Origin of the sequence: Affinundibacterium baiyunense (assembly GCF_018139645.1) — a bacterium.
GTDB lineage: Bacteria > Pseudomonadota > Gammaproteobacteria > Burkholderiales > Burkholderiaceae_D > Undibacterium > Undibacterium baiyunense.
The window spans coordinates 319,083-341,353 of record NZ_JAGSPM010000001.1; the positions used below are offsets into that span (position 1 = coordinate 319,083).

The following is a 22,271-nucleotide window of genomic DNA, read 5'->3' on the forward strand; positions in this document are numbered from 1 at the left end:
TTGAAAAATATAAATGTAAATCATTCTCATTTATATTTACAATGACTTGGATCAAAAGAAACACACTTCATCAACAGAGATGCCCAGTTGAAGCGACCAAGATCGCTAAGCTATTTCTTTAAATAGTCGCGCAAACAACTTTGATTGGCCGAATTCATTTGGGCACTAATCTGCCCAATTTGCCAGACATAACTTTAAAAAATCTAAGAAATGTAAAATTCCGCCAACACTAACCTCATCAGAAATGGAGAGATTCAAACGCACAAGTATATTTCTCAGCGCCATTATCGCCTCCCGCATCAAAGCGAAATAGAGATGCCTACCCTAATTTGAGAGTAAGTCCTTATCCTTTTTTCGATACATATTTCATGAATATAGAAATCAATTGATCTCAATCAAATGAGAATGATTCTCATTTATGATAGAATCCGCTTTGCATTAATTGCTTTAGACCTTTCAGATTTACTCTAAAGCTGAACCCAGCCAGCATTCGCCAGCCTTTGATGGAAAGCTATTCCGCAGATTCATTCGGCACTCAAGGTCTGCGCTTACTTTCCTCACTTCTTTCATTTCTTCATTAAAAAATAAGCTTACCAGCTTAGCTGGATAGCGTTTGTTTGCTTGGGAATCCTATGCGTAAAGTCATTTCATCAAATCGCCCTATCAGTCACCGTCATCAACTGGCATTAGCAATTGCAACGATATTTGCACAACAACTAGCAATGGCGCAAAGTCAAACGGCCCCACCAAAAAGTCAGGATTTAGGAACCACCGTGGTAACAGCCACACGAATCGAAACTCAAGCAGAGAACGTCTCGGGTACGGTCACCAGCATAGAGCGCAAAATGTTAGATCGTCGTTTTATTGGTAGCAGTGCTGATTTGTTTAAAGATGAGCCGGATATTGCGATGGCAAAAGACTTGCGCCGCTTTGGTGCGACACGCGTCAATATAAGGGGGATTGAGGACAACCGAGTTTTGCAGACAGTCGATGGGGTTCGCTTACCCGATTACTACAATGGTGGTGGCCCAACCAATTTCACCATGAGCGCAACGCCTGGCAGCATGCCAGACTTCCTAAAACAAGTGGAAGTTGTTCGCGGAGCAGCGTCAAGCTTGTATGGCTCGGATGCACTGGCTGGTGTCGTTGGCTATATCACACTAAAACCACAGGATCTTTTAGGCGCTGAACAAACTACAGCAACACGACTCAAGTTAAGCTACAACGGCAGCAATCAAGGGTGGACAAAAACTGCTTTGCTTGCAGCTCGCACTGGTAGTGTAGATTGGTTGTTTGGCGCTTCACACAATTCTGCGCAAGAAACAAAAAACAAAGGTGAAGATGCGTCCAAATCACCTACGCGTAGTAAACCAAATCCACAAGACAATACCGATTACGGTGTCCTGACAAAAGCAATTTGGCGTCCCGAACCTAGTCACAAATTAAGTTGGACTATTGAAGGACGAGAAAGCCAATCTGAAAATGACATCTTACGCTTAGCCGCCTCTATGCCTAAGCTCACCAGCATGCAAGGTGATGATCAGGTTCGACGAGTACGCAGCAGTCTTGAATGGGAACATCAACCCCAACAGGCTTGGTATGATCGATTCAGTGCGCGTCTCTTTTCCCAAAATGCGCAGACGCATAACCACAACATCGCGCTACGTCGAAATACTTCGGCAACTTGTTCGGCCGCTGCGGGAGCAGGAAACAATTGCTCGCTCGATCAAGACTTCTTTTTTGACCAATCAACACGCGGTCTGAACACGCTAGTCGAAAAAGCTTGGGAAACAGCGGGATTAACACACATCATAAGCGGTGGTTTGGATTGGAGTCGGGTTCAGGTTGAAGAGAAACGGGATGCGAAAATTCGCAACGAAACAACCGGAACAAATTTAAATAGTCTGGCTGGAGAAACCTATCCCTTGCGTGATTTCGCCAACGGCAGAACCACACAATCTGGCTTATTTATACAAGATGAAATCGACGGACTTGCAAATGGCGCCCTGCAATTAGCGATGGGGGTACGCTATGATCGTACCCAGCTTAGTCCAGAAATTGATGCGTTAGCGCAGCAAACACTAAGCTTATTGGGCAGAACACTGAGCGCGCCTACCCATAGTGCTGTATCTCCCAAAATTAGCGCACGCTGGCGCGTCGATCCGTCTTTACAAGCCTATGCACAACTGGCAAAAGGCTTCCGCGCGCCAAACTATTCAGAAGTGAATGGCGCGTTTCGTAATTCTAGTCAATTCTACTCAGTTGTCCCAAATGCCGATCTCAAACCAGAGACCAGCAATGGTCTTGAACTTGGATTACGAGGTAACTCAGATAACATGCGTTGGCACATCGCGATCTTCGACAACCGTTATCGCGATTTTATCGAGACAGTTCAATTGAGTTGCCCTAGCGATCCACGCTGTTATGCACCCAGCCCAGCGTGGCGAACCAATACCTCAATCAATCTCACCAAGGTACGCATCTATGGCGCAGAAACGCGTGGCAGTTGGACTTTAGCACCATCATGGCAAGCAGACTTTGCATTTGCTTACAGTCATGGTGAAAATCAGGATAATCAGCAAGCTCTCAACTCGATTGAACCCATGCGTGCTAGTGCTGGGCTAATGTATCAAACCACAGCTTGGGGTTTAGAAACTAGAATTCGTGGCGCAGCACGAAAAAAAGATGTGGACGACACACCGAGTCCTTATTTCAAGCCCGCAGCCTATGCAACCGTAGATCTGAGTACATGGTGGTCGCCGTCTAAACACTACCGCATTCAGGCAGGTATTAGCAATTTGCTGGATAAAAAATACTGGCTCTGGAGTGATATACGCCAAGCCGATGCACCGAATCCGCAAGGTGTGGCGTTTTATTCCCAGCCAGGACGTTCTTTTCACCTAAGTTTACAGGCTGATTTCTAATGTCATTCTTACGTACACTTGTCGTCGCTTTGACGCTATTCAGTGCGCTGGTTAGCTCTTCCGCTCTTGGTGCGGAAGAGCCTTCGAAATCGATCCTATTTATCGCAACATCGAATGTCCCTACGGGTAAATTCCGCCTATTAAATGAAATTGCAGCGCCACTAAGATTGAAGGTAGAAGTTCGTTATGTCGATAAATTACCCGCCGATACAGATGCTGGTTTATTTACTCCATACGCGGCTGTATTTATCGATTCTTATTTACAAGATTACGTTAAAGGACGTTTATCCAAAGCATTACCCGGATTGAAATTACCTTGGGTTTGGTTATATCAAGCACAAGCATCGTTCGGTCAATTTCCTGAGGAAACCGCCAAGCGACTTTTAACGCACTACTCTCAAGGTGGTCGAAAAAATTTTGAGGCATTCTTTAAAGTGCTTCAAGCTCACTTGCAACATCGTCATTTTGCTGGGATTCCCGCACCTATCATCTACCCTACGCAGGGAATTTATCATCCGCTAGCCAACGGAGAAATTTTCTCCAGCGTCGATAGTTTTAAAAACTGGCGAGTGCGACAAGGGCAATCAGTTTCAGCCCGAGGCTCGGTCGTTGCGATCTTGATTCACCAGCAATATTTATCGTCCGAGCAAACCTCTTGGTTTGACGATTTGGTGCAACGAATAGAAGCACGTGGCGCAATCGCCATGCCAGTCTATGCCGCCGCAACCGAGAGCGTCATCCCATTTCTGAGTAGGGATGGGAAAAGCCTAGTGGATTTAATCATTAACACCCAAATCATGCTAGCGCCAGAGCTCAGGAAAATTGACTTCGCCGGATTAGGTGTTCCCGTATTACAAGCGACTGCTTACCGTCGCGGTGATAGCAAGGAATGGCGTGCAGATCAGCAAGGCTTGGCCTTGGCTGATGTCCCTTTTTATTTGGCACAATCCGAATACACGGGTATCAGCGACATCATGATTATTGCAGCACATGATAAGAGTGCTGATCAAATCGTAGCAATTCCAGAACAAAGCCAAGCACTCGCAGACAAAGCACTGCGCATGCTAGCACTTCAGCAAAAGCCACATGCAGAGAAGCGCTTGGGGCTGATGTTCTGGAACTATCCACCTGGAGAAAAAAATCTGTCTGCGTCTTATCTAAATTTGCCAAGGAGTTTAGTGCAAACTTTGGAGGTCTTACGCAAGGATGGTTATCAAACAAGTGTGCACGATGAAACGACACTCACCAGTAACTTGCAGCGTCTGCTCGCCCCTTCTTATCGTGACGGCGAATTGCCTGGTCTCTTACGCGACGACCTAGCAGAATTATTTCCTGTTGCAAGCTATCGATCATGGCTACAGCAACAAACAAAAGAAGTTCAAGATGCCTTGAATCAGCGCTGGGGAGACCCAGAGCGTTCAGCGATGACGATACAAAAAGGAGGTCAAAGTTACTTTGTGGTGCCGCGCTTTAAACTCGGTAATCTGGTGATGCTGCCTCAAGCACCACGCGGGGAAAAATGGGAGGAAAAGGAAAAAGCTTTGTACCATCATCCCAAAGCACTTCCCTCACATTTCTATCTCGCCAGCTACCTATGGCTTCGCCAACAATTCAAAGCAGATGCCTTAATTCATTACGGCACCCACGGCTCACAAGAATGGTTGCCTGGTAAAGAAAGGGGCTTGTCCGTGTATGACTACCCATTGCTGGCGTTAGGCGATCTGCCTGTGATCTACCCCTACATTGTCGATAATATTGGCGAAGCTTTACAAGCTAAACGACGTGGGCGTGCGGTAACGATCACGCATCAGACACCTGCTTTTACGCCCGCAGGATTGCACGATTCTTTGATCGAAATTCATGATTTACTGCATGCATGGTTGGCACAAGATCTGGGTGCGGTCAAAGACAAAATTGCACAAGACTTGATAAAACGCGTTAAAGCGCAAAAAATCGATAAAGATTTAGCATGGAGCGACGACAAAATAGCGCATGACTTCCAAGGTTTTGTCACGCTGGTACATGATCATTTACACGAACTAGCGCAAACTGCGCAGCCATTGGGACTACACACATTCGGAGTTGCACCACAACATACGCATCGTATCGGTACCGTCCTATTGATGCTAGGTCGCGGTTACTGGGAAGCGGTTGGCCGCTGGGCAAAAGTGAAAGACGATGATTTAGATGAAGTGATGGTAGGCGACTATCGCCAACTTCAAAAAAATCTCGCCTACCGCATGATGGATGACTATATTTTAGAACAGAAGATGCCAGAAAATTTACCAATTGCGTTACAGGACAAGCTCAAATTGGCACATAGTTGGTATCAGTCTTTAGCTGCGCAACAAGAACAAACGAGCTTATTACATGCCTTAGATGGACGATACATACCAAGCTCGTATGGCGGTGATCCAATCAAAAATCCTGATGCCTTGCCTACCGGTCGCAACCTATATGGTTTTGATCCATCTCGGATACCAACACAGCAAGCATGGGCCGCAGGCAAGGAAGCGCTTGATAAATTGCTTCTCGCGCATCAGCAAAAACACGGTAGCTCACCGCGTAAATTGACTTTCTCACTGTGGTCAGTCGAAACCATGCGTCATCAAGGTATTTTGGAAGCACAAGCACTCTGGGCTTTAGGTGTAGAACCTGTATGGGATGCGGGTGGACGTGTAACGGGTGTACGCTTAATTCCGAGAGAGCAATTAGGACGTCCTCGCGTCGATGTGGTGCTCTCTGTGACTGGGCTCTATCGCGATCAATTCCCCAACACTATGCAGCAATTAGTCAAAGCGGTTCAGATCGCGGCACAAGCCAAGGAAACAGATAATGCGGTTGCTCAGAACAGCTTGAAAATGGCAGCAAAACTCCGAGAAGCTGGCATACCTGAAGACCAGATCAATAACGCTGCACAAACACGCATATTTTCGTCAGAATCTGGCCGCTACGGCACAGGACTAGACGACGCGACCTTGGCCAGCAATAGTTGGAAAAGTAAAGAAGACGGTGATAAAAAACTCGCTCAACTCTATTTAAGTCGTATGCAATTTGCTTACGGAGCAGACCAAAGTCAATGGGGCAATAAGCTCGATGCGGTAAATCTGTACGCTGAAGCTTTGCGGGGAACCGATGCTGCGGTGCTGTCGCGCAGTTCAAATCTCTACGGCATGCTGACGACCGACGATCCATTCCAATATCTTGGAGGAATCTCCTTAGCGGTGCGACATCTAGATGGAACGCCGCCAGAGTTATACATTTCAAATTTACGTGAGGCGGGTCAAAACGGATCAGGAAAAGTAGAGAGTGCAGCAGGGTTTCTCGCAAAAGAACTCGCAACACGAAATTTCCATCCAGGTTATATCAAAGGACTGATGGCTGAAGGATACGCTGGCACGCTACAAATTGTCGATTCAATGAATAATTTCTGGGGCTGGCAAGCAGTCGCACGTGAAGTCGTGCGTGATGATCAATGGCAAGAGTTTGTCGATGTGTATGTCAAAGACAAACATCAATTGGGCTTAAGAAAATGGTTTCAGGAAAATAATCCCCATGCCTTAGCGCAGACCATTGAACGGATGTTAGAAGCTGCACGCAAAGACTATTGGAAGGCAGATGCGGCAACAGTGAATGAACTAAAGCGCGAGTATTTAGCGCTGGCGAAGCAACATGACGTCACCACAGACAATGCTACGTTTTCGGAGTTTATTGGTCTTGGTCAACAAGCGCTGCCTTCTGTGCCAAATAAGCCGTCGGCTGCGTCAAAAACAAAGGTCAGCGCTAAGCCGAAGCAGTCCACTCAAGCGGCACCACAAGCGGCGACAAAGCCTACTTCGCAAGTCGCTCCCATCATCAAAGGTTTTCAACTGCAAAAACTGACACCATCGACGCCAGATACACCTGACAAACTTTGGCATCTGTCTGAATTATGGGGCGTAATCGCCATGTTATTGGCATTCATCTGCGGCATGTCTTTGCAAATGCGATCAAAGAAAAGCACGTACCAAAATTAGCCCCCTTACCCATTTTTATTTTTTTATTGAGAGGTTTTATGTTAGTGTCACTTGAACAAAGCATGTACCAACTGAGTCAGTTCTTCCTACTACCTACTTTATTATTGATCGCTTTATTATTTCTATTTTCTTGTTATGTGGCTGGACGATTTTTAATCGAATGCGTGCAAAGACGTCGTGGCGCTGCTCGGCCCCTATTTCTTTGGTGGGAAGCACATCGTACGGCGAGTGATGATGAACTCGACGTATTCGCCCACAAACAAATGGAGACCGAGCGTATCGTGACGCGCGTCGCACCGATGATGGGCTTGGTGGCGACGATGATCCCAATGGGACCCGCCTTAAAATCACTCTCCGATGGCAATTTTTCAGCAGTGTCCGAAAACCTGATGGTTGCCTTTTCTGCCGTGATTTTGGCCTTGATCGCAGCATCCATCACATTTTTTGTCGTCAATATCAGACGTCGTTGGTTGGCAGAAGAAATGCTAGAAATCGCTAACATTCGTCAGCAGGTGAAACAATGAAACTCCTGCACGAACCAGAAAGCGACGATCCAATTTTATCAGTCGTTAATTTGATCGATGTATTTTTAGTGCTGATCGCCGCCTTGCTCATCGTCGTCGCCAAAAATCCTATTCTCAATGCTTTTGCTAAAACAGACGTGACGGTCATTAGCAATGCAGGCAAATCCAATATGGAAATTTTGGTGAAGCAAGGACAAAAGATTGAACGCTACAAGAGCAATGGCCAAGCGGGACAAGGTGAAGGTGCAAAAGCCGGCACTGCCTATCGGCTCAAAGATGGCTCAATTATTTACGTGCCAGAAGATGACAATGCGAAGCAATCACCTTGATAGGCAACTGGCCTGCAGAGACCTCCGCACTAGCTGAGCGGCCAAAGTTTTGCAGAGGTCTCTTGCATGAATATTCGCAACACAACAATGCAAATAAGAATACTCCCTTACACATATTGGCTTATTAGCATTTTTATCGCGAATAATAATCATTACCACTTATAATTGGACCTGTGATGCTTGCGCCGCGTTCACGCAAGCACACTTCATGCCGATTTTTCGACAAACCTAAGATGATGAACAAAATGCCGAATCAAGCACATTCCCCAGAGCACTTCTATGCCGATGCGGCTGAACGTACATTACGTCAATTCATTTCTGCATTTTGGTTCTAAGGCGCTTTAGGTGGGTCCATCGAACCATGCATCGATGGCAAAACCTACGTTTATTTGCAAGCGGTAGATGAACAAGCGCAGCACTTCACTTACCGCATACAAGCTTACCCAGCAGATAGCTTTGGGCGGCACCGTTTGCAAGGTGCTGTCATCGAACTTAACAACGAATCAGCTGAGCCTACGCTCGCGAAGATTGCCAACAATTTATTAAGGTCAGTACCATCACCCCAGCGTTGACGCTACATCAATGAGTTAATTCACACCACGGCCAAGCAGGCTTGTTCATTGCAAGCTCAAATCGACATGGGGCCATCTGGCGGCGTGCTGGACTTGCTCTATGCGTGGCAAGAAGCCCAGTTAGGTGATGGGCATCCCTATCATCCTTGCCACCGTTCTCGCATCGGCTTTGATCTAACTGACCATCAGCGTTATGGGCCAGAATTCGCTCAAGGATTTACACTTGCTTGGCTGGCGCTGGATAAGAGACTGAGCGCGGTGCATGGCCTCACAGACGGTGACTATGTACACTTCTTGGAAACAGAAATCGGTGCAGAGAATCTAGCCTATTTACAGTCTGCTGTGACCAGTGCAGGTAAGTCGCCAGAGAATTATTTTTTATTACCGGTCTATCCCTGACATTGACAACACAGCTTACAAATTCAATATACGGGCTGTCTAGCGTTAAGTGATGGGGCAATGGTTTGGCGACTACAGCTTACCATTACGCTAGCCTGCTTCTCTGATTTAATTCATGTACTTAGGACTTAAGTAAGTGCCATTCGAGCCTGACCCCATACTGGCAATTGGCTTTAACTATTTATTAATTTGTCTTGCTTGTCGCAAGTGTCCTTCAAGAAGGCGATAAAACCAAAAAGATTCTTCATGTTGTTGTAAATGTAGGAAACGAGCCGGTGAAGCGCCCGTGACCCGTCTAACCAATCTACCCATGTGCGATTGATCAGAAAAACCAGAAGCAGCGGCGATGTCCGCCAGTGGAGGCGTGTTCTGGCTAGGCGCATCAACAATTTGTAGCATTACTTCCTCGACTTTAGTAAAACAATCAAGATCTTGTTGACTTTGCCCGGTGAGTTGTTTGATACGGCGCTGCCATTGACGTAGTCCAACGCCAGTGTCCGAAAAGCTGGCTCGTGTCAGTAATGAGCGTATCCATTCACCAAGCAGTGGGGTCGTGTGATGTTGTCTTTGCTGTTGCCAAAGTGGCAGTAGTAAAGTTTCCAAGGCGTGAAAAACGGAGTTACTTTTTTGATGAAAAAGCGCATTGGCCAAATCGAAAAACGCGGGGGGAGCAAGGGCTTCCAATGGCTCAATTCGATTGCAAATATCTCTTATCGGCAACTGAATGAGCTTCGCCAGTGCCTCAGGATAAAACGCGACGGACAAAGCATGCACAGGTCCGGGGGACCAACTGGCGCAGGGCTTGGTTTGCGGCCCTGCGACGACGATCTTCGGCAAGGCTGGCCCTAAGCTTGGCATACGTTCATGGTTTTCGATCACCATGTGCAATTGTCCCTGAAAGATCCAACTAATTTGTGGTAAAGGGCTGGCGGGATAATGATTGAAGCGATCCTGATCAGATAAGGTACGTCCAAGCGTGTTGCGTTCGACGCCCGAGAAAATGCAAGAAGCGAGGAGGGTTTGCGGTAGATGCAGATAGGCAGAGTCGTCGCACGATGTCGTCATCGTTCTATCCGAAATACTCTTCACACTGGCATCCTGTGTTTTATTTTGCATAGGAGCAGACATCATGGTGACAACAATTATTCAAGGGCGTATCTCGCATCGTATTCGGAGTATTTATCATTTATATGAAGTGAGTGCGAAAGTTTTGTGGCGACGATTGATAGGAAATCCATTGGAAAAAGAATGGCCTATCATGTTTGAAATTGGTACTTTGTTTTGGCGCCGCCAATTCAATTATGCCATGTCCTTACCCGATATTCGTGAGACAAGAGCATTTCTCGATAGTGTTTTCACCGTGCTCGACAACACTGACGATGTACGTATTGCACCAAGTGAACATGGTGAGCCGCCTGGCGATTGGTTTGAACCCAGCAATGCGCGTACCGATGTGACGATGCTCTATTTGCACGGTGGCGGCTATACGTTTTACATGGACGTGACTCGCCACTACATTGCACTACTCGCTAAAACCTTGGGTATTCGCATCTTTGCCCCGGATTATCGTCTAACGCCTGAACACCCACACCCAGCCCAGATGGACGATGCGGCCGCAGCCTATCGGTATCTACTGGCTGATGGATGTGAACCCCAATCCATTATCGTTGCAGGCGAATCAGCCGGTGGCCACTTGGTTCTTATGTTGCTCTGGCAGTTGATTGAACAAGGCTTACCGCAACCTGCTTTGGGAATGCCGATCAGCGCCTGGCCAGACACCACGGATCGCGGCAAAAGTTTATTCGAGAATGATTACTACGATATGGTGCAAGGGTATATGACGCAAGACTTCTCCCGTTGGTTAAAAGGGAATACCAACTATAGCGATGCGATGGTGTCGCCGATCACGAAAGACTATCGCCAAAGCGCACCGATTTATATGCAGGCGGGTGGCAAAGAAATCTTGGTGGATATGAACCGTGATTTCGCCAATTATGCCGCGCAGCAAGGCGCTCGAATCCGACTAGATGTTTGGCCACATATGACCCACGAATTTCATGCCTATGGACAGCATCACCCCGATAGCAAAGCGGCTCTGCAACAGATGGCGCTCGCAATTGATTGGGCGTTGGCGGGAGCGTCGGCCGGTGGTTTTTTGGCCTTAGATCTTACGGAGACGGACAGTTTATAGTAAGGATATGAGGTGGCGTCGCATTACTGATTGACGCCATGTAGTGGCTTAAATCTCAGTCAACGATACAAGCTTTTCAAAAGACAATAATTTATTCAAAAATGGGGTTAGTTCCGAATGGCACTTCCTTAGACCTAACAAAAACGTATAGCCGTCTATTGAAACGAAAAAGCTTAAGCTACGGGCTTCGCATATCAAAAATGTCAGTAGCCCACTGAAAAAAAATTATGCGATGCTCACCCGATTACGTCCGGAACGCTTAGACTTATAAAGCATTTCGTCTGCACACAAAATGAGCTCTTCACCGCTTTTACCATGATCAGGATAAATAGCAATACCTGCAGACAAAGTAATCTTTATTTCATTTCCACCGTAATTCAGTGAATTTTCTTCCAGTTGCCTTCGCCATATCTCTGCTCTTTCGAAAGCTTGAGAAGCTGACATGTTGGGAATAATTGCGATAAATTCCTCTCCACCGTAGCGACATATTAAATCACTCTCACGCGACGTTTGTCGCATGATATCAGCGAGTGCCTTAAGGACCAGATCCCCAGCACTATGCCCAAATTGATCATTAACATTTTTAAAATGATCTAAATCCAACATGATCACAGCAAGCGGTCTTTTCTCACGCTCGGAAAGTGTAATTTCCCGCACAATTGCCGCATCAAGGAATCGTCGATTGTATAATCCAGTCATTGCATCATGTAAGGCCAATTCCTGTAACTCAGTTTTTTCTTCAGTAGCCTCTAACAGTCGATTTTCCATCTCCTGATTTGCCTGAATCAGTTTTTCTTCGTGCAGCCTTCGTAGACTGATATCGCGAGCAACTCCTTGATATCCTTCGATCTCGCCATCCTCTCCGTAAATTGGCACTGAGGAAATTTCTACCCACATTTCACGACCATCCTTACAACGCATTGGCAACTCGAAGTTCATCGCCAATCCCTTGTTACCAGATTTTTCAAGCTGAAGCCGTTTGTCAATCTCTCGCTGAAAAATCTCTTGACCAAGTTCGGTAAATTGCTCACGAATGTCAATGCCAATTACTTCACTATTGAAATACCCCCGTACTCTTTCATCGGCAGCATTAGTGTATTTCACTTTAAAGAACGAATTGATTTGCCACACGATGTCAGCCATATTCTCAGCCAACATGCGAAAGTTTGCTTCACTTGAACGCAACAGTGCATTGTTCTTGCTTATTTCATTATGTTGGCGCAGGACAGTGATGTGTGAGCGAACTACAAATCCAGCCAAAAGCAATAAGATGCAATATCCAATGCTTAGTTCAATCGCTCGCTTCCTCCACTGTTTTAAAATTGCGAGCTTTTCAAACCCATAAACAATTGCAAAAGGAACGTCCTCAATCTTGTAAATACCAAATAGACGCTCAAGTCCATCGATGTCAATTGTGGTTGCGATGCCCGATTTCGCATACTTATCACTCAGCGAATTCATGTCCGCTTCAGTCATCATCTGTTTTTCGAAGTAGAAAGGCATAGCTGGCTTGCGAGCTAATAGCAGTTGGGAATTATCGACCAAAGAAACAGAGTCATAGGCGGCGATATCGAGTGAATCAAACCAGCGTTGCATTTGCTCAAGCTCAATGACTCCCAGAACGCCTCCCAGAAATTGCCCCTTGACATCACTAAAGTGCCTTGAAATTACGAGCGCTGCTCGACCAGATGCGGATTTATTACCCGGTACGTATACAACCATAGGGCCAGAACCTTTGAATTTTTTCCGAGCTTCACATAGTTCTGGTTTTGAGCGTGTACCGATATTCTGCCCGGACGCTGTCGCTATAAATTTACAATCTCGATCAAATAAAACCATACTAAAAAAGTTAGGAACAGTATCCCCCTTCTCCTTTAACAAAGTTGATAAGGTTTTATCTCGATTAAGAGCAGTGTCTACAAATACGCCGTCGATGATTTCTATTCTACTTGCTACATCTCGTAGTACATAATCGGATGCCAAAATTTGGGTACGCAAACTTTGTCCCAAAATTTGGCTACGTTGCGCTGCCCTATAGTTTGCCTGCTTCAAAACTTGATCATAGCCGTTTCTTAATTCAAAGACTAACCATATGCCCAAAAGTGTAAATATTGCAGCGAGTGAGGACAGTACTTTTAGTAACGGGATTCGGTTTTGCGGCAGTGTCACTTGAATGCCTTCCTTAGATGCTACTTTCGACTCATTGATCATTTAAATAGCGTAAGAATTGTTATGAGAAAAACCTAAAATCATAACTTAAAACGCTGTAACTTTCATAATGTGGGTAACATCAAGTGAGACTTTTTTCTTACTATTTTATTTTCTCTACGCTGAACAAGTCTTCAAACGTATGAGTGGCCTAAGAAAACCGTATTACTTTAAAAAATTAAGCCAATAATCTCAGATCTCTTTCATTCCTGAAATTGAAGAGTTTCGATTTTTTTGCGGTTGCATTACGGTTTATTTCATGGGTGTCTGAAACCACTTTAAATACAGATACTGTTTGCACCAATTCAGATGCCTGAAACTTTAAGGTACTGGCAGCAGCTGCCATTTCTTCGACTAATGCTGCATTTTGCTGAGTCGATTCATCCATCAGGGTGACCGCTTCACCAATTTGAGTAACACCTAAAGCTTGCTCATGACTTGACGCACTAATTTCACTCATGATGTCCTCTACTCGCTTAATTGAATTTACAATTTCAATCATAGTTACACCCGCTCGATCGACCAACTCAGTCCCATTGCGAACACAATTGACACTTGTATTGATAAGCGATTTGATTTCTTTTGCAGCCTCTGCGGACCTTCCCGCTAATGAACGAACCTCAGACGCTACAACTGCAAATCCTCGACCTTGCTCGCCAGCTCGAGCTGCTTCTACCGCAGCATTTAGTGCCAAGATATTTGTTTGGAATGCAATCCCATCAATGACACTAATGATGTCAGCTATCTTCACACTTGACTCACTAATTTCTCTCATCGTTTCAACAACGTTTGTCACCACCTCCCCTCCTTGTGAAGCGACCAGAGTAGCATTGCGAGCAAGTTGATTTGCTTGTTTTGCGTTATCAGCATTTTGTTTGACAGTAGACATTAATTCTTCCATTGATGCTGCTGTTTCTTCTAGTGCACTTGCTTGGCTCTCGGTGCGAGCAGATAGATCCATGTTTCCCTGTGCAATTTCAGCACTAGCGGCAGCAACACTTTCAGAGCCCAATCTGACATCAGAAACTACTTTTGATAAACTTAATTGCATGGCATGTAGATTCGCCATGACACTTGCCTTGTCGCCAGGCTTTAATGCAATCTGAATGCTAAGATTACCTTCTGCCACGGCCTTTACCATATTCGATGCTTCTTTGGGCTCTCCTCCAATGGCATTCATTAAGTTGCGAGTAATTAGGACGCCTGTAATCGTTGCTAGAAGTACCGCAATCATGCCCAAACCAAACATTAAAAATTTAGACCCAATATAAGTCTCTTCAGATTGCTCACCTTTTATCGCAATAGCTGCAAACTGAAATTGAATTAGGTTATTTGTTGCCTCCTTATAGATTGCAAGAATTGGCCTTAAATCATTTGCAAGAAAGGCTTTTGCTTCATCATCCTTCGCACTAACAATAAGTTTTAGTAGCGCTGTGGTTCCATTCGCATATTTTTTTCCAGCCTCATTCACCCGAAGCAATAGCTCCTTGCCTTCATTTGTAATTGTGACCTTCACTAATCTTTCTGTTGAGGTTTGTATAAGTTGACGTGCATTCTCAATGGTATCTAATTGCTTTTGCTGGTCCACTTTGTCATGATTCAGCATCATGTTACGAAGGGCAATCGCGATTACATCAACTTGCCTAAGTGTCTCTGTAGAAAGCTGAGTTGCTGGAACTTTGTCGTTAATAATATCTTTCACGTTATCGTTCACACTAGAAAGATTATGTAAGCCAATTGCAACGATTAACATCAATAAAAATCCGATTACACCAAACCCACCAAATAGTTTGGTAGATATTTTCAAGTCATTCATTTCATTTCTCTCAGAGTTAGACGCAAAAAAACATTCCCTAATGGAAATATTGCGCCTATATGTGTCGAGAAAAAAGGGCGAATTAACATTTATTAACAGTACAAGTCAGTTTGCTTGACTGTGGTCAATCTGCAGTCTACTCATGGAATTAACAAAGAATTTGTTCAGCTGGAGTAAAGTAGTCGCATCGTTGATGTTACATAAACAGATAAATCGCTTATTTGATGAGTCGCTCGCCATCTCCTAGATGAGCAGTAGATCCAATGTGAGGAAAGTGCCGGGCAACATTCGCGAGAATGCGGAAAATCAACTACCATAGAATAATGATGATTTTATTTCTCGATTTTGATGGCGTGCTTCATCCAGAACCTTGTTACGATCAAGACAAACTGTTTTGTTTCTTACCTAGGCTCGAAAAAGTACTTCTTTCATTTCCTCAAATTCACGTTGTAGTCAGTAGCACCTGGCGAGACACGCGAACACTAGATGAACTACGCAGCTTTTTCACATTAGAAATTCGCCAGCGAGTCATCGGTGTCACTCCACACTGGCGAGATCACGCCGACTTATTCGACGTGATTGGATATCAGCGTCAAACTGAAGTTGAGGCTTGGATTAGAAATTCCGGCCAACCATGGTTGCCCTGGGTTGCTATCGACGATAAACCATACTTATTTCGCCCATTCCTGCCAAATCTAATAAAGACTGGATCATCAACGGGATTCGATGCGGAAGCTGAAATAAGCTTACGTCAATTTTTAGTCGCGCCTCGATAGTAAAAGCGCTGTCGCGCTTTAAGCACCAATAGGCTCTTTTCTTGTTCAAGAAAATTACTGGCTTTTGGCTCAATTATTTTTCGAGATTTTTTTTTGCTCGGCGATTGATTGAATAATAATCTCGAGGCCCTCATGCGGATCAGCATTCATCGCTTGGCAATATTTCACGAACTCGACAAGCTCAATTTTCTTTCGGTCTTGCTCCATTTTTCCCACACTTGTGAAGTGCGCACCAATCATTGACGCAACCTCGCGTAGAGTCAATGAGGACAATGTGCGTCTCTCCTTCAACCAAGCGCGAAGCTTTACATAGTGAGGTGAGTAAGGGGAAGTTTTCATTGTAGCGATTCTAGATACACGATACAATGTAGCGAAATTCAATACAAAACCTCATTCAACATGAAGCAACGAAAATTCAAAAAAGAAGTCATTGATACATTCCGACTTCTCACTGGGAAGACTTTCACCATCGGGGATGCGCTCAACGTTTATCTATCTACGCCTACAAAAATTCACTCGGAATCGAAGTCCGCGCGACAATTTGTACATAGAAATATTTTGCGATTCGTATCGTCGGCAGACATTGTGCAAGTTAAGTCGGAAGGACGAGCTTACACATACAAGATCACGGAACAGTTCAGTGCACGAATCGCTGGGACTAATGCTCCAGAATTTCCTAAAAAAGAAGACTTGCCAATCCCAAATAACGCCCTCGGCAAAAATCTTACCGAAAGGCTTCACCAACAAAAGCTGATGTTACTGACGGCAATGGGGGAAGCCGAGGAATATGACGCGATCTACAAAGAACTTCCAGAAATTGGCGCACAGATTCAAGACCTCTATAACGAATCTCGAGATCGTTGCTCCAAGCTATTGGGTAAGGTCAAGGCTATTGAGAACTTAATCGCACTTAGCGGCAATTGAATCCATGAAACTAAGAACATGGCAGTCGGAGTGTATTGAAAGTGCATGGCATAAATATGCGACAAAAGAGAATCACTTTCTTTGCCTAGCTACGCCTGGTGCTGGCAAAACCGTTATGGCATCCAATCTGGCAAATAGGCTGTTCGAGGAGAATAAAATTGATCTGGTCTTATGCTTCTCGCCATCAGTCACGGTAGCGACCAATTTTGAATTATCGCTATCAACGATTACAAAATTTAGAATGGACGGACTCCTAGGTTCTAAAGGGAGATCGTTGACATATCAAGGTATGCTTCACCTCGACGAATCGTTTTGGTGCCTATTTGATACGAATCGGATATTCGTTATTTTTGACGAGATCCATCATTGTGCTGGGGATGGACCAGACAATACCAATGCCTGGGGACAAAAAATTATCGAGAACATACAGGGACGTGCTGGCTACACATTGGCGTTGACAGGCACCCCGTGGCGGTCAGATCAAGTTCCAATTGTTTTGGCCCGCTATTGTCGAGATAATCGAATCAAATGCGATTATGTTTACGGACTACCGCAAGCAGTCGCAGACAATGTCTGCCGCACGCCCCAAATTACCTTGGTTGACAACGACAACGTGATCGTCAAGCAGAATGGGGAGGACTTTAATTATTCGTCATTCGGGAAACTACTGAAAGATTCAAAGTGTACCTACCAGCAATTGATCGAGAACGAAGAGCTCATCGCCTACGTGGTAGGAAAGTCTTCTGCCAAGCTAAATGCAATTCGAAAACGAATTCCCAACGCTGGAGGACTGATTGTTGCTGCCACGGTTGAACATGCAAACAAGATCGTTAATATCCTTGAACAGAGATTCAACGAAAGAGCCTATATCGCAACATACAGAGCAGACGACCCACAAAAAATAATTCACGAGTTTAGGCATAATTCAGAAAAATGGATTGTGGCCGTTGGCATGATTAGCGAGGGAACAGATATCCCGAGATTACGAGTCTGTTGCCACCTCACTAGAGTAAAAACTGAGCTCCATTTTCGTCAAGTGCTTGGACGTATCCTTCGCAGTGACAGCGAAGTCAAAAGTGATGCGTTTCTCTACATGCCTGCAGAACCAGATTTAATTACGTACGCGACCAGAGTAGCCCAAGAAGTTCCAGAAGGTTTGACCGTCAAATTTGATTCTATGACTAGATCTTCAGGAGAAATAAATCAAAAGCTAATCGTCGACAGCAGCGATTCGCTTGCGCAGGAAATTACGTTGAGTATAAGACAGACAATCAATAAGGCACATCATATTTCGTCGGAGATTCTCGTAAATGAAGGACGCTCAACTCTCGCAGAAACTTATGAAGCCAGCGTTAATATTTTTGGTAAATTTAAGCAGGAATTAGTTGCAATGCGGCTCGGACTATACTTAAGATAGAAGATCAAAAAAAGCAGCACTAAAATCTAACGTCTCAATTTATGCCAAAACCAATTATCGCCCTCGACGCCGACGGTGTTTTACTAGATTATCATGTCGCATATCGCAATGCTTGGCTTAAAGCATTTAACCACCTTCCTGCACCAAAAGATTCAAACGCCTATTGGCCGGTTGATCGTTGGGATGTGCGTAAATTGGACGGCGACGAACTAGCACATTTCCGAGGCTTTTTTGACGAGGAGTTTTGGAGAACTATTCCCGCGGTTGATGGCGCCATACTCGCATGCAATCAAATGCATGCTGCAGGATTTGAATTGGTCTGTGTCAGTGCAATCGAGTCGAGGTTTGAAAACGCGCGGTTGGAAAATTTGAGAAATCTTGGCTTTCCGATTCATCGTGTTATTGCAACCAGTAGCTCACATGATGGTATAAGTCCGAAAGCAGCAGCGCTGAGTCTATTAAATCCCATTGCTTTTGTGGACGATTATCTGCCTTATCATCGTGGCGTTCCTGAAAGCATACATCGCGCATTAATCACCCGTGAAACGAACGGCACACCTAATATTGGCGCTGAGCTCGGAAACATCGATACATATCACCAAGATCTACTTGCATTTAGTAAGTGGTGGTTAGAGAATTTTCCTAAATTATCATCATGAGATTTACGGAAAAATCATTGAAAAAATGGGAAGTCTCAATAGTTGATGCAGGAGATGGAAGTGGTGATTGTTACGTCCAATTTCCGAGTGAACTGCTTAAGAAACTCGATTGGCATGAAGGTGATGTTATCAACATCGATATCGTAAATGATCAATTGCTCCTTACAAAATTAAATGGGTGATTTATTTTTTTGTGGGGATACTCACGGCAAATTTCATCATGTGATCGATGCTGTACAATCGCATCGACCTGAGGCAATTATTTTCTTAGGTGACTTACAAGTGAGGCAACCGCTAGAAATCGAACTTGAAGAAATTCTCGACCTCACTGAAGTCTGGTTCATTCATGGAAATCACGATACAGATTCCGATGCTGACTATGATCACTTATTTAGCTCAGAGCTAGCCGAACAAAATTTGCATGGTCGCGTAGTTGAAATTGGCGGCTATCGGATTGCGGGCTTAGGCGGCGTTTTCAGAGGTCAGGTATGGATGCCTCCCAACGATCCCAAGTTTGATTCACAAGAAGATTACGCACGCCAAGGCGGCAAGGGTAATTTGTGGCGAGGAGGAATCACCAGAAAGCATCGCAGTACCATTTTTCCGATCGACTATGCTTCATTAGCATGTCAAAAGGCAGACATTCTGGTGACGCATGAGGCGCCTAGTTGTCATCCCCACGGAATTGCCGCAATCGATCACTTAACGCGACTCATGAACGTTGAATGGAGTTTTCACGGACATCATCACGATAATTTGGAGTATGAGAATTCGTTGCAGTCTTTTGGTTTCAATGCATATGGTGTTGGATTGTGCGGTATCGCAAGATTTGACGGCTCGCGCATATTTCTCACTAATAATTAAATATGTTCATATTATCTACGCCAAAATTTCAAAGAATGTGTAGGAAAAATATTCGCGAGATGGTCACATTTGATGACGCTCTCCGCGCGACGTTCTATAGATAAAGCACTTTTATCTAACAATTTTTGATAGTTGTGAGAGATGTGTCATAAAATGATGTCGATCTGAACCCAAATTTCTTAATTCATCTTCAATTTCGTTTGGGGTATGCACCTGTTTATAGATCCGCACTGGACTTTTTAGAGTGTCACTACCAGCAATTGCCCAATAGGAAGTATAGCGCCCAGAATATGCATGTTTATCCCAGTCAACTCTATTGCGCTTACTGTTTTTTAATGCGATCTCGAAGAACTCCCAAAAACTCCCAAAGCAATGACTCCCCAAAAGGTTATCTGAGACCCATCGTTCTGCCTCAATTGTCCACCCAACTGGGCAAATTGGTGCTCCTGACGCCATCCATGCGACCAATCCCAATGGGTCTTTACGCATTGGTGAAAACAAATATTGGGGTGTACCGCAGAGCTCCCAGTGAATTCGCCATCTTATGAAAGCTTCAGCAATCGGACAAAAAGAACAAGTCGATTCTCCGTCCATATTCCACCACAAATGCTTTACTGCACGTGCAATGCACCGATGATGCTGGTGCACGACATGCCGCCACAAATAGCGCCGGACTCCATTATAGACATCGTAGCTCCCACGCAATTTTTGATCCCAACTCATCTTCACATGAGCAGAATTCTGTTTATCCATCTCTATCGCATGTGTTGCTTTACGACGGTATGTTTTTTTGGGTAACGGTTGACCACCACCATGTGGTCGCTTAACACTGAAGGACAGTGCGCCGAGCTCCAGACTTTGTTGTGACGTGTTGAGTTCCGTCTGCATTATGTCAACAACTTGCTTTACAAATCCAATATATTCAGATTCAAGTCGTCTCCAGTCAGCGTGAGCTACCGCAAATTCACCGATGCCTAGCTGTTTGCGTGCGCGATTAATTTCAAGTCGAATAGACACCATCTCATCTTCGAAAATTAAGAGACTCACTAAATTTTCAATCCAAGTTGTTTCTTCTGATTTAAGTGTAAGTACTTGTGGGCGTATTCGACGCAACTCTGGAGCTAAATCATTTTCACACCATGGGCAACAAAATGGATGATCGAAAATTTCTTGTGAAAGTTGGTAAGGAATTTGGCGTCGACATTTTGGACATTTGGCACGCAACAATAGGTTATGTATCGGGCACGCACTAATTAAGTCTAACTGAAAAACCGCAGAATGAAAGCCTCGGTGCGCACAACGGGGACACCACCGAAGGACATTGCAAGAATGGCGACCACGATTTGGGAGCTGGTCAATTAAAAAGGCTTGCTGAATGGCTTTTTGATCTAAACGGAGGTGCTTGGCAAATATTGTTAAGTCAAAAAACTCGCTAGAACGTAGGTCTATCTTCGGCGCATGTAAAATTGAAGTAACACTGCCGCGTTGGCGATTTACGAAGAGACTCGCTAGTTCTCTCGCACCCATGGAGTTTAAGCGAGCAAATTTTGCAAATAGCCCATATGCAGAATCGTAACCAGTTATCCAGTCATCTCTCCAGCACCAAGCAAGACTCACCGGTTGCAGATTCTCAATGACGATCCGTGCCTTACGCATTTGATCAAGCTTTCACTCTTCTAGCATTACCATGCGCAACTCCTCTTGTGCTGAAACAAAATTACATTCAGCAACTGCTGATCTCCATTTTGCAGGTGTTAGTACAAAATTGTAGTCATCGAATTCTGCGTTCTCTAGAAGTGCTATTTCCACGCTTCGAGTAAAATATTGCATCGGAATTTCGGGTGTGTGCTGAAACTGAGCGGATTGATGGGCCTCAATAAAAGCATCCCACAAGACTGACGCTTGATGGACTAACCTAAATCCTGTGCTATAAGCGGCCGGCAAAAAAAAGCGTGTATAGCTCCAATCTGATTTAACTGGAAAACAAGCCTCATCATAAGATTCTAAGCAGGTAGCTAAATCATCGGGGGTTTGGAGACCACGAAATTGCATTTCGTCGATCATGAATCGTGAAACAATCTGAGTTTGACGGCCGATTCGAAAGGCGCTCTTTTGGTTCAAAAGATCCGGCTGTCCTACCAAAAGTGTAATCATGCGAACACCGCGCCTCTCGAGTTCATCATGCACATCGCGAAGCCACTCGTACTCGATAATATCTAAACGTTGCGCTTCATCTGCAAAAATAATAAACCAATTGTACCCAGAACGATCAACTAGCTCCATAATCTTATCCGTAAGCTTCATCCGTTTCTTTGTGATGTTTCCTGTGAGAGCTCCGGGGTGGCCTGCCGCGGTAAGAAGTAAGGAAAAAAATGCATCCTCCGATTGATGTTTTTTCTTCTGACATCCAAAGCTAAGCACGACTGCTTTTGGAAAGTCTTCCTTTAGGACGCTCATTACATATCTAATACCATAAGTTTTACCAAATCGTGGATGCGCAAACATAATGCCGCCTGGTGTTCGCAGGCGAATCAGTTTTTTTACTCGTATATACATTTCCTCGATCGATGGTGTCGGCACTATATATTTTTGCTCGACAACAGGATGATTTTCAAACGGCACTGGTCTCGTGTAGGTTTCGGCCATTCTCTC

Annotated in this window: 19 protein-coding genes and 1 pseudogene; 13 read left to right on the forward strand and 7 right to left on the reverse strand. The window is 44.7% G+C overall.

The annotated features are described in order from the left end of the window. The first annotated feature begins 632 nt into the window (after nucleotides 1-632). The 6 genes from KDM92_RS01315 to KDM92_RS01340 all read left to right on the forward strand — a co-directional run bounded on the left by KDM92_RS01315 (nucleotide 633) and on the right by KDM92_RS01340 (nucleotide 8,764). Nucleotides 633-2,924, forward strand: a complete 2,292-nt coding sequence (locus tag KDM92_RS01315; RefSeq protein WP_212682661.1) for a TonB-dependent hemoglobin/transferrin/lactoferrin family receptor — start codon at nucleotides 633-635, stop codon at nucleotides 2,922-2,924. Then, nucleotides 2,924-6,940, forward strand: a complete 4,017-nt coding sequence (gene cobN, locus KDM92_RS01320) for a cobaltochelatase subunit CobN (protein WP_212682662.1) — start codon at nucleotides 2,924-2,926, stop codon at nucleotides 6,938-6,940. Before KDM92_RS01315 ends, cobN begins: the two co-directional genes overlap by 1 nt. Nucleotides 6,941-6,978: 38 nt before the next feature. Beyond that, entirely contained in the window at nucleotides 6,979-7,464 is a 486-nt protein-coding gene (locus KDM92_RS01325; RefSeq protein WP_212682663.1) for a MotA/TolQ/ExbB proton channel family protein, read from the forward strand. Then, nucleotides 7,461-7,793: a DUF2149 domain-containing protein gene (locus KDM92_RS01330; protein WP_212682664.1), complete on the forward strand. Its 333-nt coding sequence runs from the start codon at nucleotides 7,461-7,463 to the stop codon at nucleotides 7,791-7,793. The genes KDM92_RS01325 and KDM92_RS01330 overlap by 4 nt, the downstream gene beginning before the upstream one ends. Nucleotides 7,794-7,969: 176 nt before the next feature. Beyond that, the gene (locus tag KDM92_RS01335; protein WP_212682665.1) at nucleotides 7,970-8,128 is read left to right on the forward strand and encodes a hypothetical protein; all 159 of its coding nucleotides are present in this window, start codon (nucleotides 7,970-7,972) and stop codon (nucleotides 8,126-8,128) included. Nucleotides 8,129-8,413: 285 nt separating this feature from the next. Continuing rightward, nucleotides 8,414-8,764 carry an IucA/IucC family protein gene (locus KDM92_RS01340; protein ID WP_212682666.1) on the forward strand — a complete coding sequence of 117 codons (351 nt, stop codon included), beginning with the start codon at nucleotides 8,414-8,416 and terminating at the stop codon, nucleotides 8,762-8,764. Between the two features lie 177 nt (nucleotides 8,765-8,941). Here the strand turns inward: KDM92_RS01340 and KDM92_RS01345 are convergent, their stop codons facing one another. Next, complete coding sequence (locus KDM92_RS01345; RefSeq protein ID WP_212682667.1) at nucleotides 8,942-9,895, reverse strand: AraC family transcriptional regulator; 954 nt, start codon at nucleotides 9,893-9,895, stop codon at nucleotides 8,942-8,944. Between KDM92_RS01345 and KDM92_RS01350 the strand changes: the two genes are divergently transcribed. Beyond that, on the forward strand, nucleotides 9,894-10,955 hold the full coding sequence (locus KDM92_RS01350) for an alpha/beta hydrolase (RefSeq protein ID WP_212682668.1): 1,062 nt from the start codon (nucleotides 9,894-9,896) through the stop codon (nucleotides 10,953-10,955). The two genes, KDM92_RS01345 and KDM92_RS01350, sit on opposite strands and share 2 nt — an antisense overlap. A 225-nt stretch (nucleotides 10,956-11,180) precedes the next feature. Here the strand turns inward: KDM92_RS01350 and KDM92_RS01355 are convergent, their stop codons facing one another. Together KDM92_RS01355 and KDM92_RS01360 are read right to left on the reverse strand one after the other, a co-directional pair. Beyond that, entirely contained in the window at nucleotides 11,181-13,124 is a 1,944-nt protein-coding gene (locus KDM92_RS01355; protein WP_212682669.1) for a diguanylate cyclase, read from the reverse strand. A 217-nt stretch (nucleotides 13,125-13,341) separates the two neighbouring features. Continuing rightward, nucleotides 13,342-14,979 (reverse strand): methyl-accepting chemotaxis protein, encoded by a 1,638-nt coding sequence (locus tag KDM92_RS01360; RefSeq protein ID WP_212682670.1) that lies wholly within the window; start codon nucleotides 14,977-14,979, stop codon nucleotides 13,342-13,344. Between the two features lie 326 nt (nucleotides 14,980-15,305). On the opposite strand from KDM92_RS01360, the gene KDM92_RS01365 reads away from it, so the two are divergent. Beyond that, nucleotides 15,306-15,755, forward strand: coding sequence for an HAD domain-containing protein (locus KDM92_RS01365; protein ID WP_212682671.1), 450 nt, complete (start codon nucleotides 15,306-15,308; stop codon nucleotides 15,753-15,755). A gap of 69 nt (nucleotides 15,756-15,824) precedes the next feature. Here KDM92_RS01365 and KDM92_RS01370 read toward each other — a convergent pair whose 3' ends face one another. Beyond that, nucleotides 15,825-16,028, reverse strand: coding sequence for a helix-turn-helix domain-containing protein (locus tag KDM92_RS01370; protein WP_212682672.1), 204 nt, complete (start codon nucleotides 16,026-16,028; stop codon nucleotides 15,825-15,827). Between the two features lie 126 nt (nucleotides 16,029-16,154). Between KDM92_RS01370 and KDM92_RS01375 the strand changes: the two genes are divergently transcribed. Genes KDM92_RS01375 through KDM92_RS01395 form a run of 5 tightly spaced genes read left to right on the forward strand, consistent with a single transcriptional unit; the run spans nucleotide 16,155 to nucleotide 19,619 of the window. Further along, nucleotides 16,155-16,679: a hypothetical protein gene (locus KDM92_RS01375; RefSeq protein ID WP_212682673.1), complete on the forward strand. Its 525-nt coding sequence runs from the start codon at nucleotides 16,155-16,157 to the stop codon at nucleotides 16,677-16,679. 4 nt (nucleotides 16,680-16,683) lie between these two features. Then, on the forward strand, nucleotides 16,684-18,096 hold the full coding sequence (locus KDM92_RS01380; protein WP_212682674.1) for a DEAD/DEAH box helicase: 1,413 nt from the start codon (nucleotides 16,684-16,686) through the stop codon (nucleotides 18,094-18,096). Between the two features lie 41 nt (nucleotides 18,097-18,137). Further along, nucleotides 18,138-18,755, forward strand: a complete 618-nt coding sequence (locus KDM92_RS01385; RefSeq protein WP_212682675.1) for an HAD family hydrolase — start codon at nucleotides 18,138-18,140, stop codon at nucleotides 18,753-18,755. Beyond that, a complete protein-coding gene (locus KDM92_RS01390) occupies nucleotides 18,752-18,937 on the forward strand; it encodes an AbrB/MazE/SpoVT family DNA-binding domain-containing protein (protein WP_212682676.1) in 186 nt (61 codons plus the stop codon). The genes KDM92_RS01385 and KDM92_RS01390 overlap by 4 nt, the downstream gene beginning before the upstream one ends. After that, nucleotides 18,930-19,619, forward strand: a complete 690-nt coding sequence (locus tag KDM92_RS01395; protein WP_212682677.1) for a metallophosphoesterase family protein — start codon at nucleotides 18,930-18,932, stop codon at nucleotides 19,617-19,619. Before KDM92_RS01390 ends, KDM92_RS01395 begins: the two co-directional genes overlap by 8 nt. Before the next feature lie 111 nt (nucleotides 19,620-19,730). On the opposite strand, the gene KDM92_RS18475 is transcribed toward KDM92_RS01395, so the two are convergent. The 3 genes and pseudogenes from KDM92_RS18475 to KDM92_RS01405 all read right to left on the reverse strand — a co-directional run bounded on the left by KDM92_RS18475 (nucleotide 19,731) and on the right by KDM92_RS01405 (nucleotide 22,265). Next, a complete protein-coding gene (locus KDM92_RS18475; protein ID WP_230408110.1) occupies nucleotides 19,731-20,666 on the reverse strand; it encodes a hypothetical protein in 936 nt (311 codons plus the stop codon). Nucleotides 20,667-20,852: 186 nt separating this feature from the next. Further along, nucleotides 20,853-21,275, reverse strand: a pseudogene (locus KDM92_RS19100) (TniQ family protein); the annotation flags it as partial. Nucleotides 21,276-21,287: 12 nt separating this feature from the next. After that, a complete protein-coding gene (locus KDM92_RS01405; RefSeq protein ID WP_212682679.1) occupies nucleotides 21,288-22,265 on the reverse strand; it encodes a TniB family NTP-binding protein in 978 nt (325 codons plus the stop codon). Nucleotides 22,266-22,271 lie beyond the last annotated feature (6 nt).

Coding starts and splice junctions, on each gene's coding strand:
- KDM92_RS01315 (WP_212682661.1), top strand. CDS start 633: ATGCGTAAAGTCATTTCATCAAATCGCCCTATCAGTCACCGTCATCAA.
- cobN (WP_212682662.1), top strand. CDS start 2,924: ATGTCATTCTTACGTACACTTGTCGTCGCTTTGACGCTATTCAGTGCG.
- KDM92_RS01325 (WP_212682663.1), top strand. CDS start 6,979: ATGTTAGTGTCACTTGAACAAAGCATGTACCAACTGAGTCAGTTCTTC.
- KDM92_RS01330 (WP_212682664.1), top strand. CDS start 7,461: ATGAAACTCCTGCACGAACCAGAAAGCGACGATCCAATTTTATCAGTC.
- KDM92_RS01335 (WP_212682665.1), top strand. CDS start 7,970: ATGCTTGCGCCGCGTTCACGCAAGCACACTTCATGCCGATTTTTCGAC.
- KDM92_RS01350 (WP_212682668.1), top strand. CDS start 9,894: ATGGTGACAACAATTATTCAAGGGCGTATCTCGCATCGTATTCGGAGT.
- KDM92_RS01345 (WP_212682667.1), bottom strand. CDS start 9,895: ATGATGTCTGCTCCTATGCAAAATAAAACACAGGATGCCAGTGTGAAG.
- KDM92_RS01360 (WP_212682670.1), bottom strand. CDS start 14,979: ATGAATGACTTGAAAATATCTACCAAACTATTTGGTGGGTTTGGTGTA.
- KDM92_RS01365 (WP_212682671.1), top strand. CDS start 15,306: ATGATTTTATTTCTCGATTTTGATGGCGTGCTTCATCCAGAACCTTGT.
- KDM92_RS01375 (WP_212682673.1), top strand. CDS start 16,155: ATGAAGCAACGAAAATTCAAAAAAGAAGTCATTGATACATTCCGACTT.
- KDM92_RS01380 (WP_212682674.1), top strand. CDS start 16,684: ATGAAACTAAGAACATGGCAGTCGGAGTGTATTGAAAGTGCATGGCAT.
- KDM92_RS01385 (WP_212682675.1), top strand. CDS start 18,138: ATGCCAAAACCAATTATCGCCCTCGACGCCGACGGTGTTTTACTAGAT.
- KDM92_RS01390 (WP_212682676.1), top strand. CDS start 18,752: ATGAGATTTACGGAAAAATCATTGAAAAAATGGGAAGTCTCAATAGTT.
- KDM92_RS01395 (WP_212682677.1), top strand. CDS start 18,930: ATGGGTGATTTATTTTTTTGTGGGGATACTCACGGCAAATTTCATCAT.
- KDM92_RS01405 (WP_212682679.1), bottom strand. CDS start 22,265: ATGGCCGAAACCTACACGAGACCAGTGCCGTTTGAAAATCATCCTGTT.